Origin of the sequence: Bradyrhizobium sp. BR 10261 (genome assembly GCF_019455395.1) — a bacterium.
Taxonomy (GTDB): Bacteria; Pseudomonadota; Alphaproteobacteria; order Rhizobiales; family Xanthobacteraceae; genus Bradyrhizobium; species Bradyrhizobium manausense.
On record NZ_JACOFQ010000003.1, the window covers coordinates 128,995 to 145,837 of the forward strand.

Sequence of the window (16,843 nt, forward strand, 5' to 3'; positions counted from 1 at the left end):
GCCACGATTGCCGCCACGGCGCCTGCGCCCAAAAGCTGCTCCGTGGGCCCAAACGAACCCTCATGCAATGCCTTCCAAAGGTAAGCACCTGACAGCACCGCCACGGCAGCCGCGCCCAACTGCGGAGCGAACAGTTGCTGACCATCATTCCCCGTCATCCGAGCGCATGCGAAAGTCGAGCCGGCCCAGAACGTGGCAGCGAGAATGTGGAGCGAAATGGCTATAAGCAGAACCGGCTGCATAGGGATCTAGACCTTTTGCACGAAGCTATTTGGATATACATGATGTATATTGAAATTCAAGAGGCGGAACGTGCCTAAGCGTGCCTATGTCAGCGTGGCGCGGGCTGAGGCCGCCGCGGCGAAACGGAACCAGGTCGTTCAGGCCGCTGCGCGGTTCCTTCGCGAGGAGGACAGCATCACCACCTTTTCGCTCGACGCAGTCGCAAAAGCGGCAAAGGTGACGCGCTTGACCGTCTACAACCAATTCGGCTCGCGCCGTGGGCTGCTCGAAGCAGTGTTTGATGATATCGCCCGCCGGGGAGGGCTCGCACGCCTGGAGGACGCCGCTGCCCATTCCGAGCCTGAAAAGGGCCTCGAGATGATGGTTCGGATCTTCTGCGAATTTTGGGACAGCGACCCCGCGGTGGCGCGTCTTCATGACGCCATGGCGATTGACCTGGAATTCGCCCAAGCGCTCGCGGCGCGGAACGAGCGTCGGCGGCCGCTCATTGGAGAATTGATTGCACGAATAGCTGCCAAAGACACGCCGATCAGCGCCAAGCGCGATGCTGTCGATCTGATTTACGTCCTTACCAGCTGCGCGACCTTTCGGATGCTCTCGGGAGCGAGATCCGTCTCCGCCATCTGCGCCTTGCTCACGAACGCCACGAAGGCAGCGGTGGCCAAGATCAAGTGAAGGGCATACAAGCGGCCGGGTTGAATCCCGCCGTGAAAATCGACAAGCCAAACCAACCAGGTCAGTCGCAGTCGACGTACCCTGATGGAAAATCGTCCGCGGCTGATTTGCTTCGCTGGTGTGAAAATTGCTAACAGAGGCCGCCGGGCTGGAAGCGCACCTTCCAGACCGGCCATGTTTGCCTGATCCGGAGACGATGATGCCTTTCGACTTGATCCTGCGCGGCGGGCGGGTGATCGACCCCTCGCAGAAGCTCGATGCCGTGACGGATGTCGCGTTTTCGGGTGGCAAGGTCGCTGCGGTCGGCTCCGGGCTCAGGGCGGATCCGGGCACTCAAGTTCGCGACGTCTCGCAGTTCATCGTGACGCCCGGGCTGATCGACCTCCACACCCATGTCTATTGGGGCGGCACTTCGCTCGGCATCGATGCCGAGGAGTTCTGCCGCAACTCCGGCGTCACCACGTCGGTCGACACCGGCAGCGCCGGCCCCGGCAATTTCGCCGGCTTCCGCAAGCATGTGATCGAGCCGAGCCAGGTCCGCATCCTCGCTTATCTGCACGTCTCCCATGCCGGCATTTTCGGATTCTCGCACCGGATCATGGTCGGCGAGAGCGAGGAATTGCGGCTGATGAATCCGATCGAGGCGGCCAAGGTGGCGGACGCCAACCGCGACGTCATCGTCGGCATCAAGGTGCGGGTCGGGCTGCACTCCTCGGGCACATCAGGCGCCGTACCGCTCGATATCGCGCTCCAGGTCGCCGACGAGATCGGGATGCCCCTGATGGCGCATATCGATCATCCGCCGCCGACCTATGAAGAGGTGCTGTCGCGCCTTCGCCCCGGTGATGTGCTGACCCATGCTTTCCGGCCCTTCCCGAATTCGCCGGCGACCGCGCAAGGCACGGTGAAGAAGGCGGTGCTGGACGCGCGCGAGCGCGGCGTGCTGTTCGACATCGGCCACGGCAAGGGCTCGTTCGCGTTCAAGACCGCGCGCGCCATGCTGGCCAACGGCTTCTATCCCGACACCATCTCGTCCGACATCCATCAGCTCTGCATCGACGGCCCGGCCTACGACCAGGTGACGACGATGTCGAAATTCCTCTGCATGGGGATGCCGCTGTCGGACGTGATCGCGGCCTCGACGGAGAACGCCGCCATGGCGCTGCGGCGGCCCGCACTCGGCACGCTCAAGCCGGGCAGCGTCGGCGATGCCACCCTGATCTCGGTGAAGCAAGGCCAGTTCGATTACGAGGACGTCGTCGGCGAGCACCTCGTCGGCGATCGTAAGATCGTTTCGGAGGGCGTCGTCATCGGCGGCCGCTGGTGGCATCCGAACTAGGTTTGCTCGCGGTAGAATTGCAGCAACCGCGCGCCTGCCGCTGAGAGCCAGTCGGGCGCGCCAGCAATGTAGCCTTCGACCTGGCCGCTCGTCCCGACAAGATAGGTGATGGGCATGCCGAGGATGGGAAACGTCGCTGTCGATGCTTGCGCGGCTGCGCCATAGGCATCGACATAGCAGGCGAGGTTCTTTACGGCGAGGCCGGCGACGAATTCGGTGATCTTGCGCAAATCTCTCGTGTCGGTGCAGACGGCGACGACATCCAGACGGTCGCGTTGCGACCCGGCGAGGCTGGCCAGCACGGGCAGGTCGAGCCGGCAGGCCGCGCACCACGTCGCCCAGAAGTTGACGAGGGTGATGCGTCCCGGCTTTGCCGTCACCACCACGTCTTTTCCATGCAGGTCCTGAAGCCGTAGCGGCGGCATCGCCGCGCGCGGCCGCACCACGGTGAACTGGCTGCGCCCGGCTTCGAAGATCGGTGGCCAGCTTCCCTGCGCACGGCTTGCTCGCAGAGAGGCAAGAAACGCTGGCACGGCGATCAGGAGCGATCGCCGCGACAACGCGTGGCGTGGCTCACGCATGGATATAGGCCCAACCCCTCAGTTGCAGATCCACGACGCGCCCGATGCCGAAGGGCACGAGTCTCGCGCCCGGGATCAGCGCGATCGAGAGCTGCTCCTTGGCTTCGGCGATCGCCTTGGACGAAGCGCACATGCTGTAGGTGAGGTCAGGCAGCGACTGCTGCACCGTCGCCAGCGGCTCGGCCAGCGGGCTCTTGTCCGCCCTGAAGACGTCGATGCCCTTGCCATTGGCGACGACCTCGATCAGCAACTTTGCGCCCCTGTCGGCAAAGTGCTTGGCGAGATTGGCCGAATAGCTGATCGCGTGTCCCATGACATAAGGCTCGTTGCTGTCGATCAGGATCACGACGCCCTCAGCGAGGCGATCCTCCCTGGCCGCGGCTGCGCCGCCGGCCGTGAGGATCGCGGTGCCTGCGAGCAGGCCCCTGCGGGACCATCTGATGGCAGAGATCATGGTGGCGGTGCGGCCGTTTAGAACCGACGCGGCGCGATCGGCGCCTTGCTGTTGCGACCCCACAGCACGAACAGGCTGAGCGCGAGCAGCACAATGTTGAGCGGCGTCACCTCGGCCTCGCCTCGCGAAAGGTGAAAGACGAGTGCGATCACCTGCAACACCGAGCAGCCCAGCGCGGCGAGCACCGTCAGCCGCGGCAGGATCCGCGTCAGAGCCGGCAGCAGAATGCCGACCCCGCCGGCGAGATCGACAAGCGCGATGGAGCGAACGAAGGTTTCGGAATACTGGCCGGCCCAGGGCATCATGGCGGCCAGCTGGGGAATGGGCGTGGTCAGCTTGACCAGCCCCGCGCCGATGAAGGCGAAGGCGATCAGGGCCTGAGCGATCCAGAGGCCGATACGAAGGGCGCGGCCGGAGGGGGCGGTCTCGAAGGTGGTGGTCGACATGGTGGGTTCTCCAGATTGTGAGGGCTGCCACCATTTGATGGTTTCGCTTTATTTGATCATTATATGGTCCGGGAGTAGTTCATTTCCTGAATGTTGATGATCTGATGGATTCCTTGGTCAGCATGCGGGTGTTTTGCCTGGTCGCGGAGCTGAAGAGCTTTGCCGCGGCGGCCGATCGTCTGCGCATTTCGCCCGCCATGGCGAGTAAGCACGTCATGCAGCTCGAGAAGCGGCTGGGCACGCGACTGCTCAACCGGACCAGCCGGCGCGTCAGTTTGAGCGAGAGCGGCACGCTTTATTTCGAGCAGGCGCGCCAGATGCTGGATTCGCTGGACGAGGTCGAGGCTGCTGTCAGCAAGGCGACCGTCGTGCCGCGCGGCACGCTGCGGCTGACCGCGCCGGTGTGGATGGCGAACACGATCTTCGTGAGCGTGCTGGCCGACTACCAGGCGCGCTATCCCGAGGTGCGTCTCGACATCGATCTCAGCGGGCGGCTGGTCAACCTGGTCGAGGAGGGATTCGATCTCGCCTTGCGCGCGACCGGCGCACCCGACGAGGCGCTGATCGCGCGGCTCATCACCAACGTGCCCTTTTACATGGTCGCAGCACCCGCCTACCTCAAACGCGCCGGGCGCCCGAAGAAGCTGAGCGATATCGCCGGCCAGGCGCTATTGCACTATGCGCTTTATCCCGGCGAGAGTTTCTCCTTCGCGGGCGAACACGGAACTGAAACCGTCAAGTTGAACCCGGTGCTGCGCAGCGGCAACGAAACGCTGCTGCACATGGCGGCGCTGGAAGGCATGGGCCTCGCCTTCCTGCCGAAATGGCTGGTCGCTGAGGACATCGCCGCAGGACGACTGGAGCACGTCATGCCCGGGCACATCGTCTTCGTCGGCAAGCTGTTCGCAGCCTATCCGAGCCGCAAATATCTTTCCGCGAAAGTGAGGACCTTCATCGACTTCATTGCCGCCGACAAGCGAATGAAATAGCGGCCCTCTACAACGATCTCGCGATCAACAGCTTCATGATCTCGTTGGTGCCGCCATAGATCTTCTGGATGCGGGAATCGATGAAGATGCGCGAGATCGGATATTCCTGCATGTAGCCATAGCCGCCGAACAGCTGGAGACATTCGTCGGCGGTTTGCACCTGCTTGTCCGAGCACCAATATTTCGCCATCGATGCCGTGACGGTGTCGAGATCCCCGTCGACCAGGCGCTCGATGCACCAGTCGACGAAGACGCGCGCGATCATGGCTTCGGTCTTGCGTTCGGCCAGCGTGAAGGCGGTATTCTGGAAATCCAGCAGTGGCTTGCCGAACGCCTTGCGCTCCTTGGTGTACTCGGTGGTGAGCTTGACGGCGCGTTCCATCGAGGCGACGGCGCCGACCGCGAGCGCGAGGCGCTCCTGCGGCAGCTGCTGCATCAGCTGGACAAAGCCCTGGCCTTCCTCCTTGCCGAGCAGGTTTTCCGGCGGGACGGTGACATTGTCGAAGAACAATTCGGACGTGTCGGAGGCGTGCAGGCCGATCTTGTCGAGGTTGCGTCCGCGCTTGTAACCTTCGGCGCCTTCGGTCTCGACCACCATCAGCGAGATCCCCTTCGCGCCCGCTTCGCCGGTGCGGGCGACCACGATGACGAGGTCGGCGGCCTGGCCGTTGGTGATGAAGGTCTTCTGGCCGTTGATGACGTAGGAATTGCCCTGCTTCTTCGCCGTGGTCTTGACGGCTTGCAAATCCGAGCCGGTGCCGGGCTCGGTCATGGCGATGGCGCCGACCATCTCGCCTGACGCCATCTTCGGCAGCCAGCGCTTCTTCTGCTCCTCCGAGCCGTAATTGAGGATGTAGTGGGCGACGATGGCGCTGTGCACGGAGACGCCGGTGGTCAGCTCCGGCACCGTGCTCTCGAGATCATCGAGCACGGCGGCGTCGTAGGCGAAGGTTGCGCCGAGCCCGCCATATTCCTCGGGCACGCTTGCCAGCAGCGCGCCCATCTCGCCGAGCCCGCGCCAGGCGAAGCGGTCGACCATCTTCTGCTCGCGCCACTTTTCGGCATGCGGCGCCAGATCCTTGGCGAGATATTTCCGGAACTGGTCGCGGAAGACGTCGAGCTCTTCGGTCATCCAAGAGGAGCGGTAGGCCATGGTCACCCTCGGTCGATCTTGTCGCAGGCGCGTACGCATCACGCGTGCCACAACGGTCACGGCGGGCGCAAGCCCGCCCGCCGTGGTACGCCAACCCCGGGTGCCGATGCCAGTGTTTTCAGGCTGCCGGCTATCCGGCCTGCGCGGTCTTGCCGCCATCGACGACGAACTGTCCGCCCGTTGTATAGGGATGATCGTCCGAGGCGAGCACCAGGGCAAAGGCCGCGATCTCCTCGGGCGTTGCCACACGCTGCATGCCCGGAACGTGCGATTTGGCCCATTGCGCAATGGCGATGTGCCAGGCGGCATCCGGAAGATTTTCCATGCCGGCGAGCCTGCGGATGAACGGCGTATCGGTCGTGCCCGGGATCAGCGTGTTGATGCGCATGCCATACTGGGCGTATTCGAGCGCCGCGGCCTGGACCATGCCGACCAGCCCGCGCTTGGCCGCGGAATAGGCCGAACGCTTCGCCGACGTGGCGATGGCGTTGGATGACGAGGTGACGACGATCGATCCGCCCTTCTGCATCATGTGCGGAATCTGGTACTTCATCGCCAGGAACACGCCGCGCAGATCGGTATTGATCACATCGTCGAATTCGGCTGCGCTGTACTGATGCAGCGGTTTCTCGATGGAAATTCCGGCATTGTTGAAAGCGACGTCGAGGCGGCCATGAAGTTCGATCGTCTTGTCGACCAGGGCCTTGACCTCGGTCTCGTTGCGAACGTCGGCGCGGACGAACGCGGCATCGCCGCCACCGGCCTTGATCTCGTCTTCCACCTTCGTTCCGCGCTCGACATTGCGTCCGCAGAACACCACCTTGCCGCCTTCGGCGGCGAACATCAGTGCGGCGGCGCGGCCGATGCCGGAGGTGCCGCCGGTCACGATGACGACCTTGTCGGTGAAACGCTGACGGCCGCTCGGCTTCTGCTGGGGCAGCGCCGCGCCCTGGCCGAGCGCCACGCCGCCGACAAGGCCGCCGAGGGCGCTCGTCAGCATGCCCAGCACGGCGCCGCCGACCAGATGGCGCCGTTTCATCGGAGAGGACGCGGTGCTATGCTGCGTTTCGGTCATTTCGAACTCCCGGCCCGACAATCTAAACAGTGTTAAGATAGATAGCCGCCAATCTGAACAGTGTCAAGTTACGCATGACGAAACCAATCGCGCCCGCGCGCGCCAAGCCGAGCCGCAAGGTTCCGAAGCCGGAAGCCGGCTATCATCATGGTGAGCTTCAGGAGGCCCTGATCGCGGCCAGCGAGGCCATTCTCGCCGAGCAAGGCGCCGAAGGCTTCACCTTACGCGAAGCCGCCCGCCGGGCCGGCGTGTCCCCGGCCGCGCCGTCGCATCATTTCGGCAATGCGCAGGGCTTGCTGACCGAGGTAGCGATCCGCGGCTATGAGGCGCTGGCCGGCGCGCTGCGGGATGCCGCATCCCGCAAGCAGGGCGCGCGCGAAAAACTCCATGCGCAGGGCCTCGCTTATGTCGAATTCGCGCTGAAGCATCCCGGCCGCTTCCAGATGATGTTTGCCAACAAGCGCCTGGTCGCGGACGATCCGCGCCTCAGGCAGGCGAGCAGGGCGGCCGGGCACGAGTTTGAGATCATCATTGCCGAGCTTGTCGGTGGGACGCCGAAGCAGGCGAAGACCGCCGCCGCGGCCGCCTGGTCCACCGTTCACGGTTTTGCCAAGCTGGCCCTCGAGGACAAGTTCGGTTCTGTGCAGAGCGAGGCCGGCCACCGCGAGATCATGACGACCCTCAATCATGTCCTGAACTATCTCTGGCCGGCGAGCCGCTAAATGCAGATCCAGGGGTGAGGCGTCATGACGGCCAAGGCGACTGAGCTCAAGCTCGACATCGGACGCATCGGCACGGTTTCCGCGATCCTGATGCAGCCGGACAATGCGCGTGGGTGTTACGTACTGGCGCACGGCGCCGGTACCGACATGCGGCATGCGTCGATGGAAAAGATCGCAATAGGCCTCGCAGAGCGCGGCATTGCGACATTCCGCTTCAATTTTCCCTACACGGAGAACAAACAGGGCCGCCCCGACCAGCCGGCCGTCGCGCATGCCACCGTCCGCGCCGCGGTCGAGGAGGCGGCTCGGCTGTGCCCGGGGTTGAAGCTCGTCGCCGGCGGAAAATCTTTTGGCGGCCGCATGACATCGCAGGCGCAGTCCAAGGCAGCGTTGCCTGGCGTGAAGGGTCTCGCCTTTCTTGGCTTTCCCCTGCATGCCGACAAGAAGCCATCCACCGAGCGCGCCGAGCACCTTGCCGGCGTCGCCATTCCCATGTTGTTTCTTCAGGGAACGCGGGATGGCCTCGCCGATCTCGGCCTGCTCAGGCCCGTCGTCGCAGCGCTCGGGGCCAGGGCGACGCTGCATGAGATCGAAGGCGGCGATCACTCCTTCGCGGTGCTGAAGAGGTCCGGCCGCACCAACGAGGAGGCGCTCAGCGAGGTGCTCGATACGCTCGCGAGCTGGATCGACGATCTCGCCTAAGTTTCAGGCGGAGTAGAGCCCCTTGTCGCGCGCCTTCTGGATCGCGAGCGCTGCGATCAGGTCGAGCGTCGGCGTCGACAGGCCGGCGGTGCGCGCGAAGGCGGCGGGCGCCTTCACCAGCACGTCGATCTCCATAGCGCGACCGAGCTCGTAATCCTGAAGCAGCGACGGCTTGTGGTTGGGGGCGGGACCGCTGCGGGTCACGCGCTTGACCTCGGGAATGAAGTGCTGCGCGATGTCGTTGGCCTCGTTCAGCATCCGCGGAATGACCTCGGTGAAGGCAGGGTCGTCGCGCACGCCCCGCGCAGTCTGGCCTGTGAGCAGGCAGAGCACCGACAGCGACATGTTGGTCAGTAGCTTTGACCAAATCGCCTCGCGGATCTCGGCCACCGGCGGCGATTCCAGCCGCGCATCATTGAAGACGCCGCGGAGCCTGGTGATGCGCTCGCAATTGCGGTCGTCACATTCGCCGATCAAGAGGCGGTTGCGGTCCGGGGTGAGGTTCTGCACCACGCCGGGTGCCGCCACCTCGTTGGAAGAGAAGATGACGCCCCCGATGATCCGCTCCTTCGGGATGCAGGCGCGCAGGCGCCCGCCGGGATCGAGGAAGGAAATATCCGGCGGCGTCGGGTGCCGCGGCGGCAGGCCGATACCGTACCACCAGGGAATGCCGTTCTGCGCGAACACGATCGCGGTGTCGTCCTGGAGCAACGGCTTGATGCTCGAGACGAGCCCGGTCAACGCGGTGGCCTTCAGCGTCGAGATCACCACATCCTGCGGGCCGAGCTGGGCCGGATCGCCCGATGCGTTCACCTTGGCCGCAACCTCGGAATCGCCGACGCGCAGCTTCAGGCCATTGGCGCGAACCGCCTCCAGATGCGCGCCCCTCATGACGCACGAGACCTCGTGGCCGGCGCGGGCGAGCCTGACCGCGAGATGGCTTCCGACGGCGCCCGCGCCGAAAATGCAGATGCGCATATGATGTCCCGTCCCTGATCTTTGGTCGTCGCCCGGCGGCAGCATGACACAAGCCGCCATGCGATGGGCGCGACCGCCCCACGCTGGAAAGATATGGATCGGGATGCGTTGCCTCGGCCATAGTGCGCGCCATCAGAATGACCGGAGGATCGCCGATGAGTGCCAACCCTGTGCTGTGGAGCCTTGATGAACGTGGGGTTGCGACCGTCACGTTGAACCGTCCGGAGGTCAACAACGCCTATGACGGCGCCCTGATATCAGGCGTGCTCGCGGCCATGGACGATCTGGGCAAAAAACCCAACCTTCGCCTCGTCGTGCTCAAGGGCAACGGCAAGCATTTCCAGGCCGGCGCCGACCTCAAATGGATCAACAGCGTGCGGCCACAATCGCCTGAGGCCAACGAGGCGGCGTCGCGGGCGACGTTCGAGGCCGTGCAGCGGCTCAACACCTTGCCGATCCCGACCGTGGCGCTGGTGCAGGGCGGCTGCTTCGGAGGCGGCACCGGCGTGATCGCGGCCTGCGACGTCGTCATCGCAGCCGATAACGCCCTGTTCTCCATCACCGAAGTGCGCTGGGGCCTGACCGCCGCGATCATCATTCCCCAGCTCTGTGACGCCATTGGTGTACGGCAAGTCCGCCGTTACGCATTGACCGGCGAACGCTTCGGCGCCGAGGATGCCCGCCGCATCGGCCTCGTCCATGAGGTGGTGCCGCTCGCAAATCTCGAAGCCGCGGGCGCCAAGGTGGTGGAGCAACTGCTCGCCAACGGCCCGGCGGCGATGGCCGAGACCAAGCGGCTGGCGCTGGAAAGCTCGTTCGGCGGCATGGCAGTGGACGATGCGGCCTATACGCGGCTCGTCCAGCTGCACGCGCTCAAGCGCCAGAGCGCCGAGGCGGCGGAGGGGCTGGCCTCGTTTGCCGAGAAGCGCGCGGCGAAGTGGGGCGATTGGAAGGGCTGAGTGCGTTTGACTCCGCCGTCGTACCCGGCTTGGCCGGGCGATGACAGCAAGTAGCCCGGATGGAGCGAAGCGCAATCCGGGGCCGGCGTTCCCGCATTCCGCTTCGCTCCATGCGGGCTACGGCACCATTATTTACAGCGACGGCGCGAGTGACGTTTTCAGCAAGGTCAGCAGCGCCTGCACCGCGGCGGCATTGCGCCGGCGCTCGGGAATGGCGGCCTTCACCCACAATTCCGGAATCGGAAAATCGCGCAGCACCGGCTTCAGCGTGCCGCCGCGCAAGGCGTCGGCGACGAGATAATGCGAGATCAGCGCGATGCCGTTGCCGGCGATGGCGCTGCGCGCCAGCACGTGTCCCTCGTTGGAGGACAGCAGCGGGCTGACCTGGATGGTGATGCGGCCGCGCGGCCCGTCAAAGACCCATTCTGGGCCTGTTGGCATGAAGCTGAGGCAGCGATGCTCGACGAGGTCGCGCGGATGCTTTGGCGTGCCGTGCTTCCTCAAATAAGCCGGCGAGGCGCAAAGCAGTCGCTTCAACGGCACCAGCGGCTCGTCGACCACGCCGCCGAAGGCATGCGGGAAGGCGCCGATAGCGATGTCAAAGCCTTCAGTGACCGGATCGACCGGGCGGTCGATCAGCACGATCTCGAGCTTCAGCCGCGGGTTCTGGGTCTGGAAGGCGCTGAAGGCATCTGCAAGCCGCGCCACCGTCATCGAGGTCGGCGCCTTGATGCGGAGATGATCGACGAGATCATGGCCCTTCTCGCCCATGCGCGACAGCAGGTCGGTCGCATCAGTCACCACGCCGCGGGCGCGATGCACGTAGCGCTGGCCGGCCTCGGTCAGCCGCAATTGCCGGGTCGAGCGATGAAACAGCGGTGTGCCGATCCGTGCCTCAAGCTGCGTGACCCGCTTTGCCACCACCGATGTCGAGACGTTGAGCTTTCGCGCAGCGGCGGAAAATCCTGATGTATCCGCGGTGGCGAGGAACGCCTGAAGGTTCACCAGGATGTCCATGTCGACCTTTCGCGATTCGAGAAAGCTGATCGCATATTTTGGTAGATTGTAGCCCTCCGCGCGTTAATTCATAGTCCGCGCCAAGCAACGGATTTGGGGAAGGACGCGCCATGAGGGCCATGACGATCAATGAACCGGCACGACAGGTGCCGCTCTACGGCGAATATGAAATCGTCGTGCTCGGCGGCGGCCCGGCCGGCATCGTCGCTGCGGCCTCAGCCGCGCGCGCCGGGCGGAAGACGCTGCTGATCGAACGCTACGGCTTTCTCGGCGGCATGGGCACCGCGGCCGGCGTCACCAATTTCTGCGGCCTGCATGGCAATGTCTATGGCGAGGCTGTCCGGCTGGTGCAGGGCATGGCGTCCGATCTGCTGGCGCGGATCGATCATCTGGGCGGCCTCAACGCGCCGCATCTGATCCTCGGCAAGGTCTTCGCGCAGGCCTATGACACCGCGGCCTACAAGATCGCGGCCGATCAACTGCTGGCGAACCATAAGGTGCACATTCTCTTCCATGCCCTCGGGGCCGGCGTCGTGATGGGCGATGACCGCCGCATCGACGCGCTGATGGTCGAGACCAAGGCCGGCCGGCAGGCGGTGCGCGCAGAGATCTTCATCGATTGCTCCGGCGACGGCGATCTTGCGGTCTGGGCCGGCGCGCCGTTCGAGATCGGCGACGCGCATGGTCATCCGCTTTATCCATCGATGATGCTCCGTCTCAACGGCATCGATCCCGTAAGGGCGGGCGATGCCTGGCGCACCATCCCGCAATTGATGGAAGCGGCGACCGCCGCCGGCACCCACAAATTCCCGCGCAAGAGCGCGATCGTGCGGCCGCAGAAATCCGGCATAGAATGGCGGGTGAACTTCACGCAGGTGGCGCGCGAGGACGGCCACGCCATCAACGGTATCGAGCCCGACGATCTCACCCGCGGCGAGATCGAGGGCCGCAAGCAGGCGCTTGCCGCCTTCGAGTTCCTGCGCACGGTGCCCGGCTTTGAAAAGTCCTACATCGTCGATCTGCCGCCGCAACTCGGCATCCGCGAGACCCGCCGCATCAGGGGCGGCTACCAGCTCGGCGGCGAGGATGTGCTTGGCTGCGCCTCGTTCGAGGACTCCATCGGCGTCAATGGCTGGCCGATCGAGGCGCATGTTCCTGGCGATGTCGTCTTCACTTTCCCGCCGATCCCGGAATCGCGCGGCTACAACGAATTGCCGTATCGCATGCTGGTGCCCGAGGGCGTAGACAACCTTCTCGTTGCCGGCCGCTGTGCCTCCATGACCCATGAGGGCCAGTCGGCGGCGCGGGTGTCCGGGGCCTGCTTCGTGATGGGGGAGGCGGCCGGTTCCGCCGCGGCGCTGGCGCTGTCCGGAAACCGGATCCCGCGTGACATACCGGTTGAAAAATTGCAGGAAACATTGAAACAACAGGGCGCCTTCATCGGACGGGACGAGCCCGTGCCAAAGGGCCTGTAACGGACTGCAAAAGAGAATTATTGGAGGAAGCGGGATGATCGGGATTGCGCGGGTCGCGGCACTCAGCCTTTTGGCGATAATGGCGATGGGGACGGCCAGGGCCGAGGATGCGCTGAAAGCCAAGGTCGGCGTGCTCCGCCTGTCGTCCTCCGCGCCCGTTTTCATCGCGCAGGACAAGGGCTATTTCCGCGACGCCGGCCTCGACATCGAGCTGAAGTTTTTCGACGCGGCGCAGCCGATCGCGGTCGCCACCACCTCGGGCGACGTCGATTTCGGCGTTACCGCTTTCACCGCGGGTCTCTACAATCTCGCCGGCAAGGGCGTGCTGAAGGTGATCGGCGGCATGAGTCGCGAGAAACCAGGCTATCCCCTGATCGGTTATTTCGCCAGCAACAATGCCTATGCCGCTGGTCTCAAGACTCCGAAGGATCTCGCGGGCAAGCGCATCGCGATGACGCAGGTCGGCTCATCCTTCCACTATTCGCTTGGCCTGCTCGCCGACAAATACGGCTTCAAGCTGTCGGACGTGAAGATCGTGCCGCTGCAATCGCTGTCGAACGCAGCCGCGGCGCTGAAGGGCGAGACCGTGGATGCGGCCCTACTGCCGATCTCCACCGCGCGAAAATTGATGGACGATGGCGGCGCGAAATTCCTGGGCTGGGTCGGCGACGAAACGCCCTGGCAACTCGGCGCGGTGTTTGCCGCGCCGAAGACGCTGGCCAACAAGGTACTGGTGACGAAATTCCTCGGCGTGCTGGCCAAGGCCGATCGCGAATATCACGACGTGATTCTCGCGTCGATGAAGGACGGCGTCGCCCCGATCAACGAGCAGACAAAACCGCTGCTGGAGATCATCGCCAAATACACCAACCTGCCGGTCGAGCAGGTGGTCGGCAACTGCGCCTATATCGACCCAGACGGCAAGCTCGACGTCAAGAACGTCGACAACCAGATCAAATGGCTCCAGGAGCAGGGCTTTGCCGACAAGGGCTATGATGCCGATGCGATCATCGCCAAGGATTATGTGAAGGCGGATTGATGCTGAGTGCTCCTCTCTTACTCCGTCATCCTTCGAGGCTCCCACCGCGATGCGTTCGCATCGCGGTGCTCGCGCCTCAGGACGACGGGGAGAAAGCAGGGCGTAATTCATGGACCTGATCGCCAACCACATCTCGCACCACTTCGGCGATCTCGCCGTGCTCGACGATGTCTCCTTCACGGTGAGCGCCGGCGAGGTGGTGGCGATCGTGGGTCCTTCCGGTTGCGGCAAGAGCACGCTGCTGTCGATCCTCGGCGGGCTGCTGCAGCCATCCTCGGGCGCGCCCGAACTGCGCGGCGCGCCGCCGGCGGATAGCCTCAATCCGCTCACCTTCGTGTTCCAGGACTTTGCGCTGCTGCCCTGGGCCACGGTGGAGGAGAACGTCGAATTCCCGTTGCTGCACACCCAGCTTTCGGCCACGCAGCGGCGCGCGCTGGTCGAGGATGCCTTGCGTCGCACGGGGCTGACCGATTTTCGCAAAACCTATCCAAAGCAGCTGTCCGGCGGCATGCGCCAGCGCGTCGGCATTTCGCGCGCGCTCGCAGTCAAGCCCGCGATTCTGTTGATGGACGAGCCGCTCTCGGCGCTGGACTCGCAGACGCGCGAGCTCTTGATGGAAGATTTCGTTCGCCTGCTCGCCGATGGCGGCATGGGTGCGGTCTATGTCACGCATAATCTCGAAGAGGCCGCGCGCCTTGCCGATCGCATTGTGGTGCTGTCGCGGCGGCCCGGCCGTATTCGCGAGGTCGTGGCGGTTCCGATGACACGCACCGAGCGCGGCGACATCGCTGCACGTGAACAGCTGCTCGCGCTGCAGAACCAGATCTGGTCGCTGATCCGCAACGAAGCGATCGACGCCGAACGCGAGGTCCAGCATGCTTGACCGCGCGACCGAGACGTCGGCCAACGAAACCACGCGGCGCGTGCGCTTCCGCGGCGCGGGCTTCGTGCCTGCGTCGAGCCGTTTCGGCGGCTGGATCGCGCTCGCCCTCGTCATCGCGATCTGGCAGGCGGCCGGCAGCGCCAGGCTCGTCAATCCGCTATTCCTGCCGGCGCCCTCGGCGATCATGCGCGCGATCTACGAGCTCGCGATGTCGGGCGCGCTCTGGCAGCATCTCTCGGCCTCGCTGCTGCGCATCGGCGTCGGCTGGCTGCTCGGCACCGCGGCCGGCGTCGTGGTCGGCTTTGCCATCGGCCTGTCGCGCCTCGCGCGCAGCGTCGGCATCACCTTCATCTCGGCGCTGTTCCCGATTCCCAAGATCGCGCTGCTGCCGCTCCTGATCCTCTGGCTCGGCATCGGCGAAGAGCCGAAGATCGCGACGATTGCGCTCGGCGTGTTCTTCTCGACCGCGATCTCGGTCTATAGCGGTGTCGACGCCGTGCCGCGCAATCTCATTCGCATGGCGCAAAGCTTCAACGTGCCCTTTGCCACCATCGTGCGCAAGGTGGTCTGGCCCGGCGCGCTGCCCGCGATCCTCGCCGGCTTCCGCATCACGGCGTCGGTGGCGCTGCTGCTCGTCGTCAGCGCCGAGATGATCGGCGCGCAATACGGCATCGGCGCGTTCGTGCTCCAGGCCGGCAATCTGATGCAGACGGATCAACTGCTCGCGGGCGTGGTGATCCTGTCGGTGTTTGGCCTCGCAGTCGGCAAGGTGATCGGCTGGCTGGAAGTGCGGCTGTTGCACTGGCGGTAGCCAAAATCACCGCTGCAGTAGGGTGGGCAAAGCGTAAGCGTGCCCACCATTCTTTCAGGAGTCGCGAAGACGTGGGCACGGCGCAAGTGCGCCTTTGCCCACCCTACGGAACCGTCACGCCTCACGCGTTGCCGCGATCCTCGCGAAACAGATCCAGCTTCTGCTGCACCGGCCGGTCCGAGAAACTGAACAGCACCGCGTCCTCATCCGCCTCGTGCGTCACCCATTGCCAACTCGGCACCACGAACAGATCGCGCGGGCCCCATTCGAACACGGCATCGCCGATGCGGCTGCGACCCTTGCCCTCGATCGGGCAGAACACCGTCGCATCCGTCGCGCGGTAGCGCGCGGTCTTGAAACCCTTCGGCAGCAGCTGGATGAAGGTCCCGATGGTCGGCATCGCGAAATCGCCGGTCTCGGGGTTGCTGAATTTCAGCTTCAGCCCGTGACAGGCATCCCACTCCTGCCTGGTCCGCGCTTTCTCCAGTGCTTCGCGGGTGTAGGCATAGGGATAACTGAAGATCGGCGAAGTCTTCGAGGACCGCTTCATGTCGACCGGCAAGAGATTGTGGCCATAGCGGGCGAAGCTGTCGCCTGCCGGCTTGGTGATCTTCTGCTGGTCTTCCTTGGCGCCTTCCGCAAAGGAGCAGTCGAAGAACTGCACCAGCGGAATGTCGAGGCCGTCGAGCCAGAACATCGGATCACTGGTCTCGTTGGAATGATCGTGCCAGGTCATTGACGGCGTGATGATGAAGTCGCCGGGCGCCATCGCGGTGCGCTCGCCATCGACGGCGGTGTAGGCGCCCTTGCCTTCGAGCACGAATCGCAGCGCCGATTGGCTGTGCCGATGTGCGGGCGCGACGTCGCCGGGCACCACCATCTGCACGCCGGCATAGAGCGAGGTCGTGATCTTGGACTGGCCGCGCAGGCCAGGGTTCTCCAGCACCAGCACGCGCCGCTCGGCTTCCTTGGCCGTGATCAGTCGGCCTGCCTCCGTCATGTAGTCGCGGATGATTTCGAACTTCCATAAGTGCGGCCGGCAGGCGCTCTTCGGCTCCGGCGTGATCAGATCGCTCATCACCGTCCACAGCGCGGTGAGATTCTCGCCGTCGATCTTCCTGTAGAACGCCTCGCGTTCCGGCGTCTTGGTCACGGCTTCCATGGTTGCTGCTCCCGACCGTTTTGTTGATTGACAGTATACTGACGATCTGGGTAGCGTCAACTTGAGGGGTAACGTAAAAGGCAGTCATTCCGGGGCTCGCGAAGCGAAAGCTATGGTGCGCACTTGCGCACCTGAGAATC

At 64.4% G+C, this 16,843-nt stretch carries 18 protein-coding genes; 10 read left to right on the top strand and 8 right to left on the bottom strand.

Annotated features, from left to right (window positions below; genetic code table 11):
* Positions 1-312 precede the first annotated feature (312 nt).
* Both HYH07_RS04450 and HYH07_RS04455 read left to right on the top strand, forming a co-directional pair.
* The gene (locus HYH07_RS04450; protein ID WP_220001327.1) at positions 313-918 is read left to right on the top strand and encodes a TetR/AcrR family transcriptional regulator; all 606 of its coding nucleotides are present in this window, start codon (positions 313-315) and stop codon (positions 916-918) included.
* 199 nt (positions 919-1,117) lie between these two features.
* Positions 1,118-2,257, top strand: coding sequence for an amidohydrolase/deacetylase family metallohydrolase (locus HYH07_RS04455; protein WP_220001328.1), 1,140 nt, complete (start codon positions 1,118-1,120; stop codon positions 2,255-2,257).
* Here HYH07_RS04455 and HYH07_RS04460 read toward each other — a convergent pair.
* From HYH07_RS04460 to HYH07_RS04470, 3 genes are read right to left on the bottom strand one after another with little or no spacing between them, the layout of a single operon-like run.
* Positions 2,254-2,838 (bottom strand): TlpA family protein disulfide reductase, encoded by a 585-nt coding sequence (locus HYH07_RS04460; protein ID WP_220001329.1) that lies wholly within the window; start codon positions 2,836-2,838, stop codon positions 2,254-2,256. The two genes, HYH07_RS04455 and HYH07_RS04460, sit on opposite strands and share 4 nt — an antisense overlap.
* On the bottom strand, positions 2,831-3,292 hold the full coding sequence (locus HYH07_RS04465) for a DsrE family protein (protein ID WP_220001330.1): 462 nt from the start codon (positions 3,290-3,292) through the stop codon (positions 2,831-2,833). The genes HYH07_RS04460 and HYH07_RS04465 overlap by 8 nt, the downstream gene beginning before the upstream one ends.
* A 17-nt stretch (positions 3,293-3,309) precedes the next feature.
* The gene (locus tag HYH07_RS04470; protein ID WP_220001331.1) at positions 3,310-3,738 is read right to left on the bottom strand and encodes a DoxX family protein; all 429 of its coding nucleotides are present in this window, start codon (positions 3,736-3,738) and stop codon (positions 3,310-3,312) included.
* A 104-nt stretch (positions 3,739-3,842) separates the two neighbouring features.
* Between HYH07_RS04470 and HYH07_RS04475 the strand changes: the two genes are divergently transcribed.
* Positions 3,843-4,727: a LysR family transcriptional regulator gene (locus HYH07_RS04475; protein ID WP_220001332.1), complete on the top strand. Its 885-nt coding sequence runs from the start codon at positions 3,843-3,845 to the stop codon at positions 4,725-4,727.
* Positions 4,728-4,734: 7 nt separating this feature from the next.
* On the opposite strand, the gene HYH07_RS04480 is transcribed toward HYH07_RS04475, so the two are convergent.
* Positions 4,735-5,880: an acyl-CoA dehydrogenase family protein gene (locus tag HYH07_RS04480; protein WP_220001333.1), complete on the bottom strand. Its 1,146-nt coding sequence runs from the start codon at positions 5,878-5,880 to the stop codon at positions 4,735-4,737.
* 130 nt (positions 5,881-6,010) lie between these two features.
* Complete coding sequence (locus HYH07_RS04485) at positions 6,011-6,955, bottom strand: SDR family NAD(P)-dependent oxidoreductase (RefSeq protein WP_228749232.1); 945 nt, start codon at positions 6,953-6,955, stop codon at positions 6,011-6,013.
* Positions 6,956-7,029: 74 nt separating this feature from the next.
* Here HYH07_RS04485 and HYH07_RS04490 point away from each other — a divergent pair, with 74 nt between their 5' ends.
* Both HYH07_RS04490 and HYH07_RS04495 read left to right on the top strand, forming a co-directional pair.
* On the top strand, positions 7,030-7,677 hold the full coding sequence (locus HYH07_RS04490) for a TetR/AcrR family transcriptional regulator (protein WP_220001334.1): 648 nt from the start codon (positions 7,030-7,032) through the stop codon (positions 7,675-7,677).
* A 24-nt stretch (positions 7,678-7,701) separates the two neighbouring features.
* On the top strand, positions 7,702-8,379 hold the full coding sequence (locus HYH07_RS04495) for an alpha/beta family hydrolase (protein WP_220001335.1): 678 nt from the start codon (positions 7,702-7,704) through the stop codon (positions 8,377-8,379).
* A 3-nt stretch (positions 8,380-8,382) separates the two neighbouring features.
* Here the strand turns inward: HYH07_RS04495 and HYH07_RS04500 are convergent, their stop codons facing one another.
* Positions 8,383-9,357, bottom strand: coding sequence for a ketopantoate reductase family protein (locus HYH07_RS04500; RefSeq protein WP_220001336.1), 975 nt, complete (start codon positions 9,355-9,357; stop codon positions 8,383-8,385).
* A 155-nt stretch (positions 9,358-9,512) separates the two neighbouring features.
* On the opposite strand from HYH07_RS04500, the gene HYH07_RS04505 reads away from it, so the two are divergent.
* Positions 9,513-10,316 (top strand): enoyl-CoA hydratase-related protein, encoded by an 804-nt coding sequence (locus HYH07_RS04505; protein ID WP_220001337.1) that lies wholly within the window; start codon positions 9,513-9,515, stop codon positions 10,314-10,316.
* 132 nt (positions 10,317-10,448) lie between these two features.
* Here the strand turns inward: HYH07_RS04505 and HYH07_RS04510 are convergent, their stop codons facing one another.
* Positions 10,449-11,333: a LysR family transcriptional regulator gene (locus HYH07_RS04510; RefSeq protein ID WP_220001338.1), complete on the bottom strand. Its 885-nt coding sequence runs from the start codon at positions 11,331-11,333 to the stop codon at positions 10,449-10,451.
* A gap of 110 nt (positions 11,334-11,443) precedes the next feature.
* On the opposite strand from HYH07_RS04510, the gene HYH07_RS04515 reads away from it, so the two are divergent.
* The 4 genes from HYH07_RS04515 to HYH07_RS04530 all read left to right on the top strand — a co-directional run bounded on the left by HYH07_RS04515 (position 11,444) and on the right by HYH07_RS04530 (position 15,541).
* Complete coding sequence (locus HYH07_RS04515) at positions 11,444-12,808, top strand: FAD-dependent oxidoreductase (protein ID WP_220001339.1); 1,365 nt, start codon at positions 11,444-11,446, stop codon at positions 12,806-12,808.
* 34 nt (positions 12,809-12,842) lie between these two features.
* Positions 12,843-13,847, top strand: a complete 1,005-nt coding sequence (locus tag HYH07_RS04520) for an ABC transporter substrate-binding protein (RefSeq protein ID WP_220001340.1) — start codon at positions 12,843-12,845, stop codon at positions 13,845-13,847.
* Between the two features lie 109 nt (positions 13,848-13,956).
* A complete protein-coding gene (locus HYH07_RS04525; protein WP_220001341.1) occupies positions 13,957-14,730 on the top strand; it encodes an ABC transporter ATP-binding protein in 774 nt (257 codons plus the stop codon).
* Positions 14,723-15,541: an ABC transporter permease gene (locus HYH07_RS04530; RefSeq protein WP_220001342.1), complete on the top strand. Its 819-nt coding sequence runs from the start codon at positions 14,723-14,725 to the stop codon at positions 15,539-15,541. The genes HYH07_RS04525 and HYH07_RS04530 overlap by 8 nt, the downstream gene beginning before the upstream one ends.
* 121 nt (positions 15,542-15,662) lie before the next feature.
* Here the strand turns inward: HYH07_RS04530 and gtdA are convergent, their stop codons facing one another.
* Positions 15,663-16,703: a gentisate 1,2-dioxygenase gene (gtdA, locus tag HYH07_RS04535; protein ID WP_220001343.1), complete on the bottom strand. Its 1,041-nt coding sequence runs from the start codon at positions 16,701-16,703 to the stop codon at positions 15,663-15,665.
* Positions 16,704-16,843 lie beyond the last annotated feature (140 nt).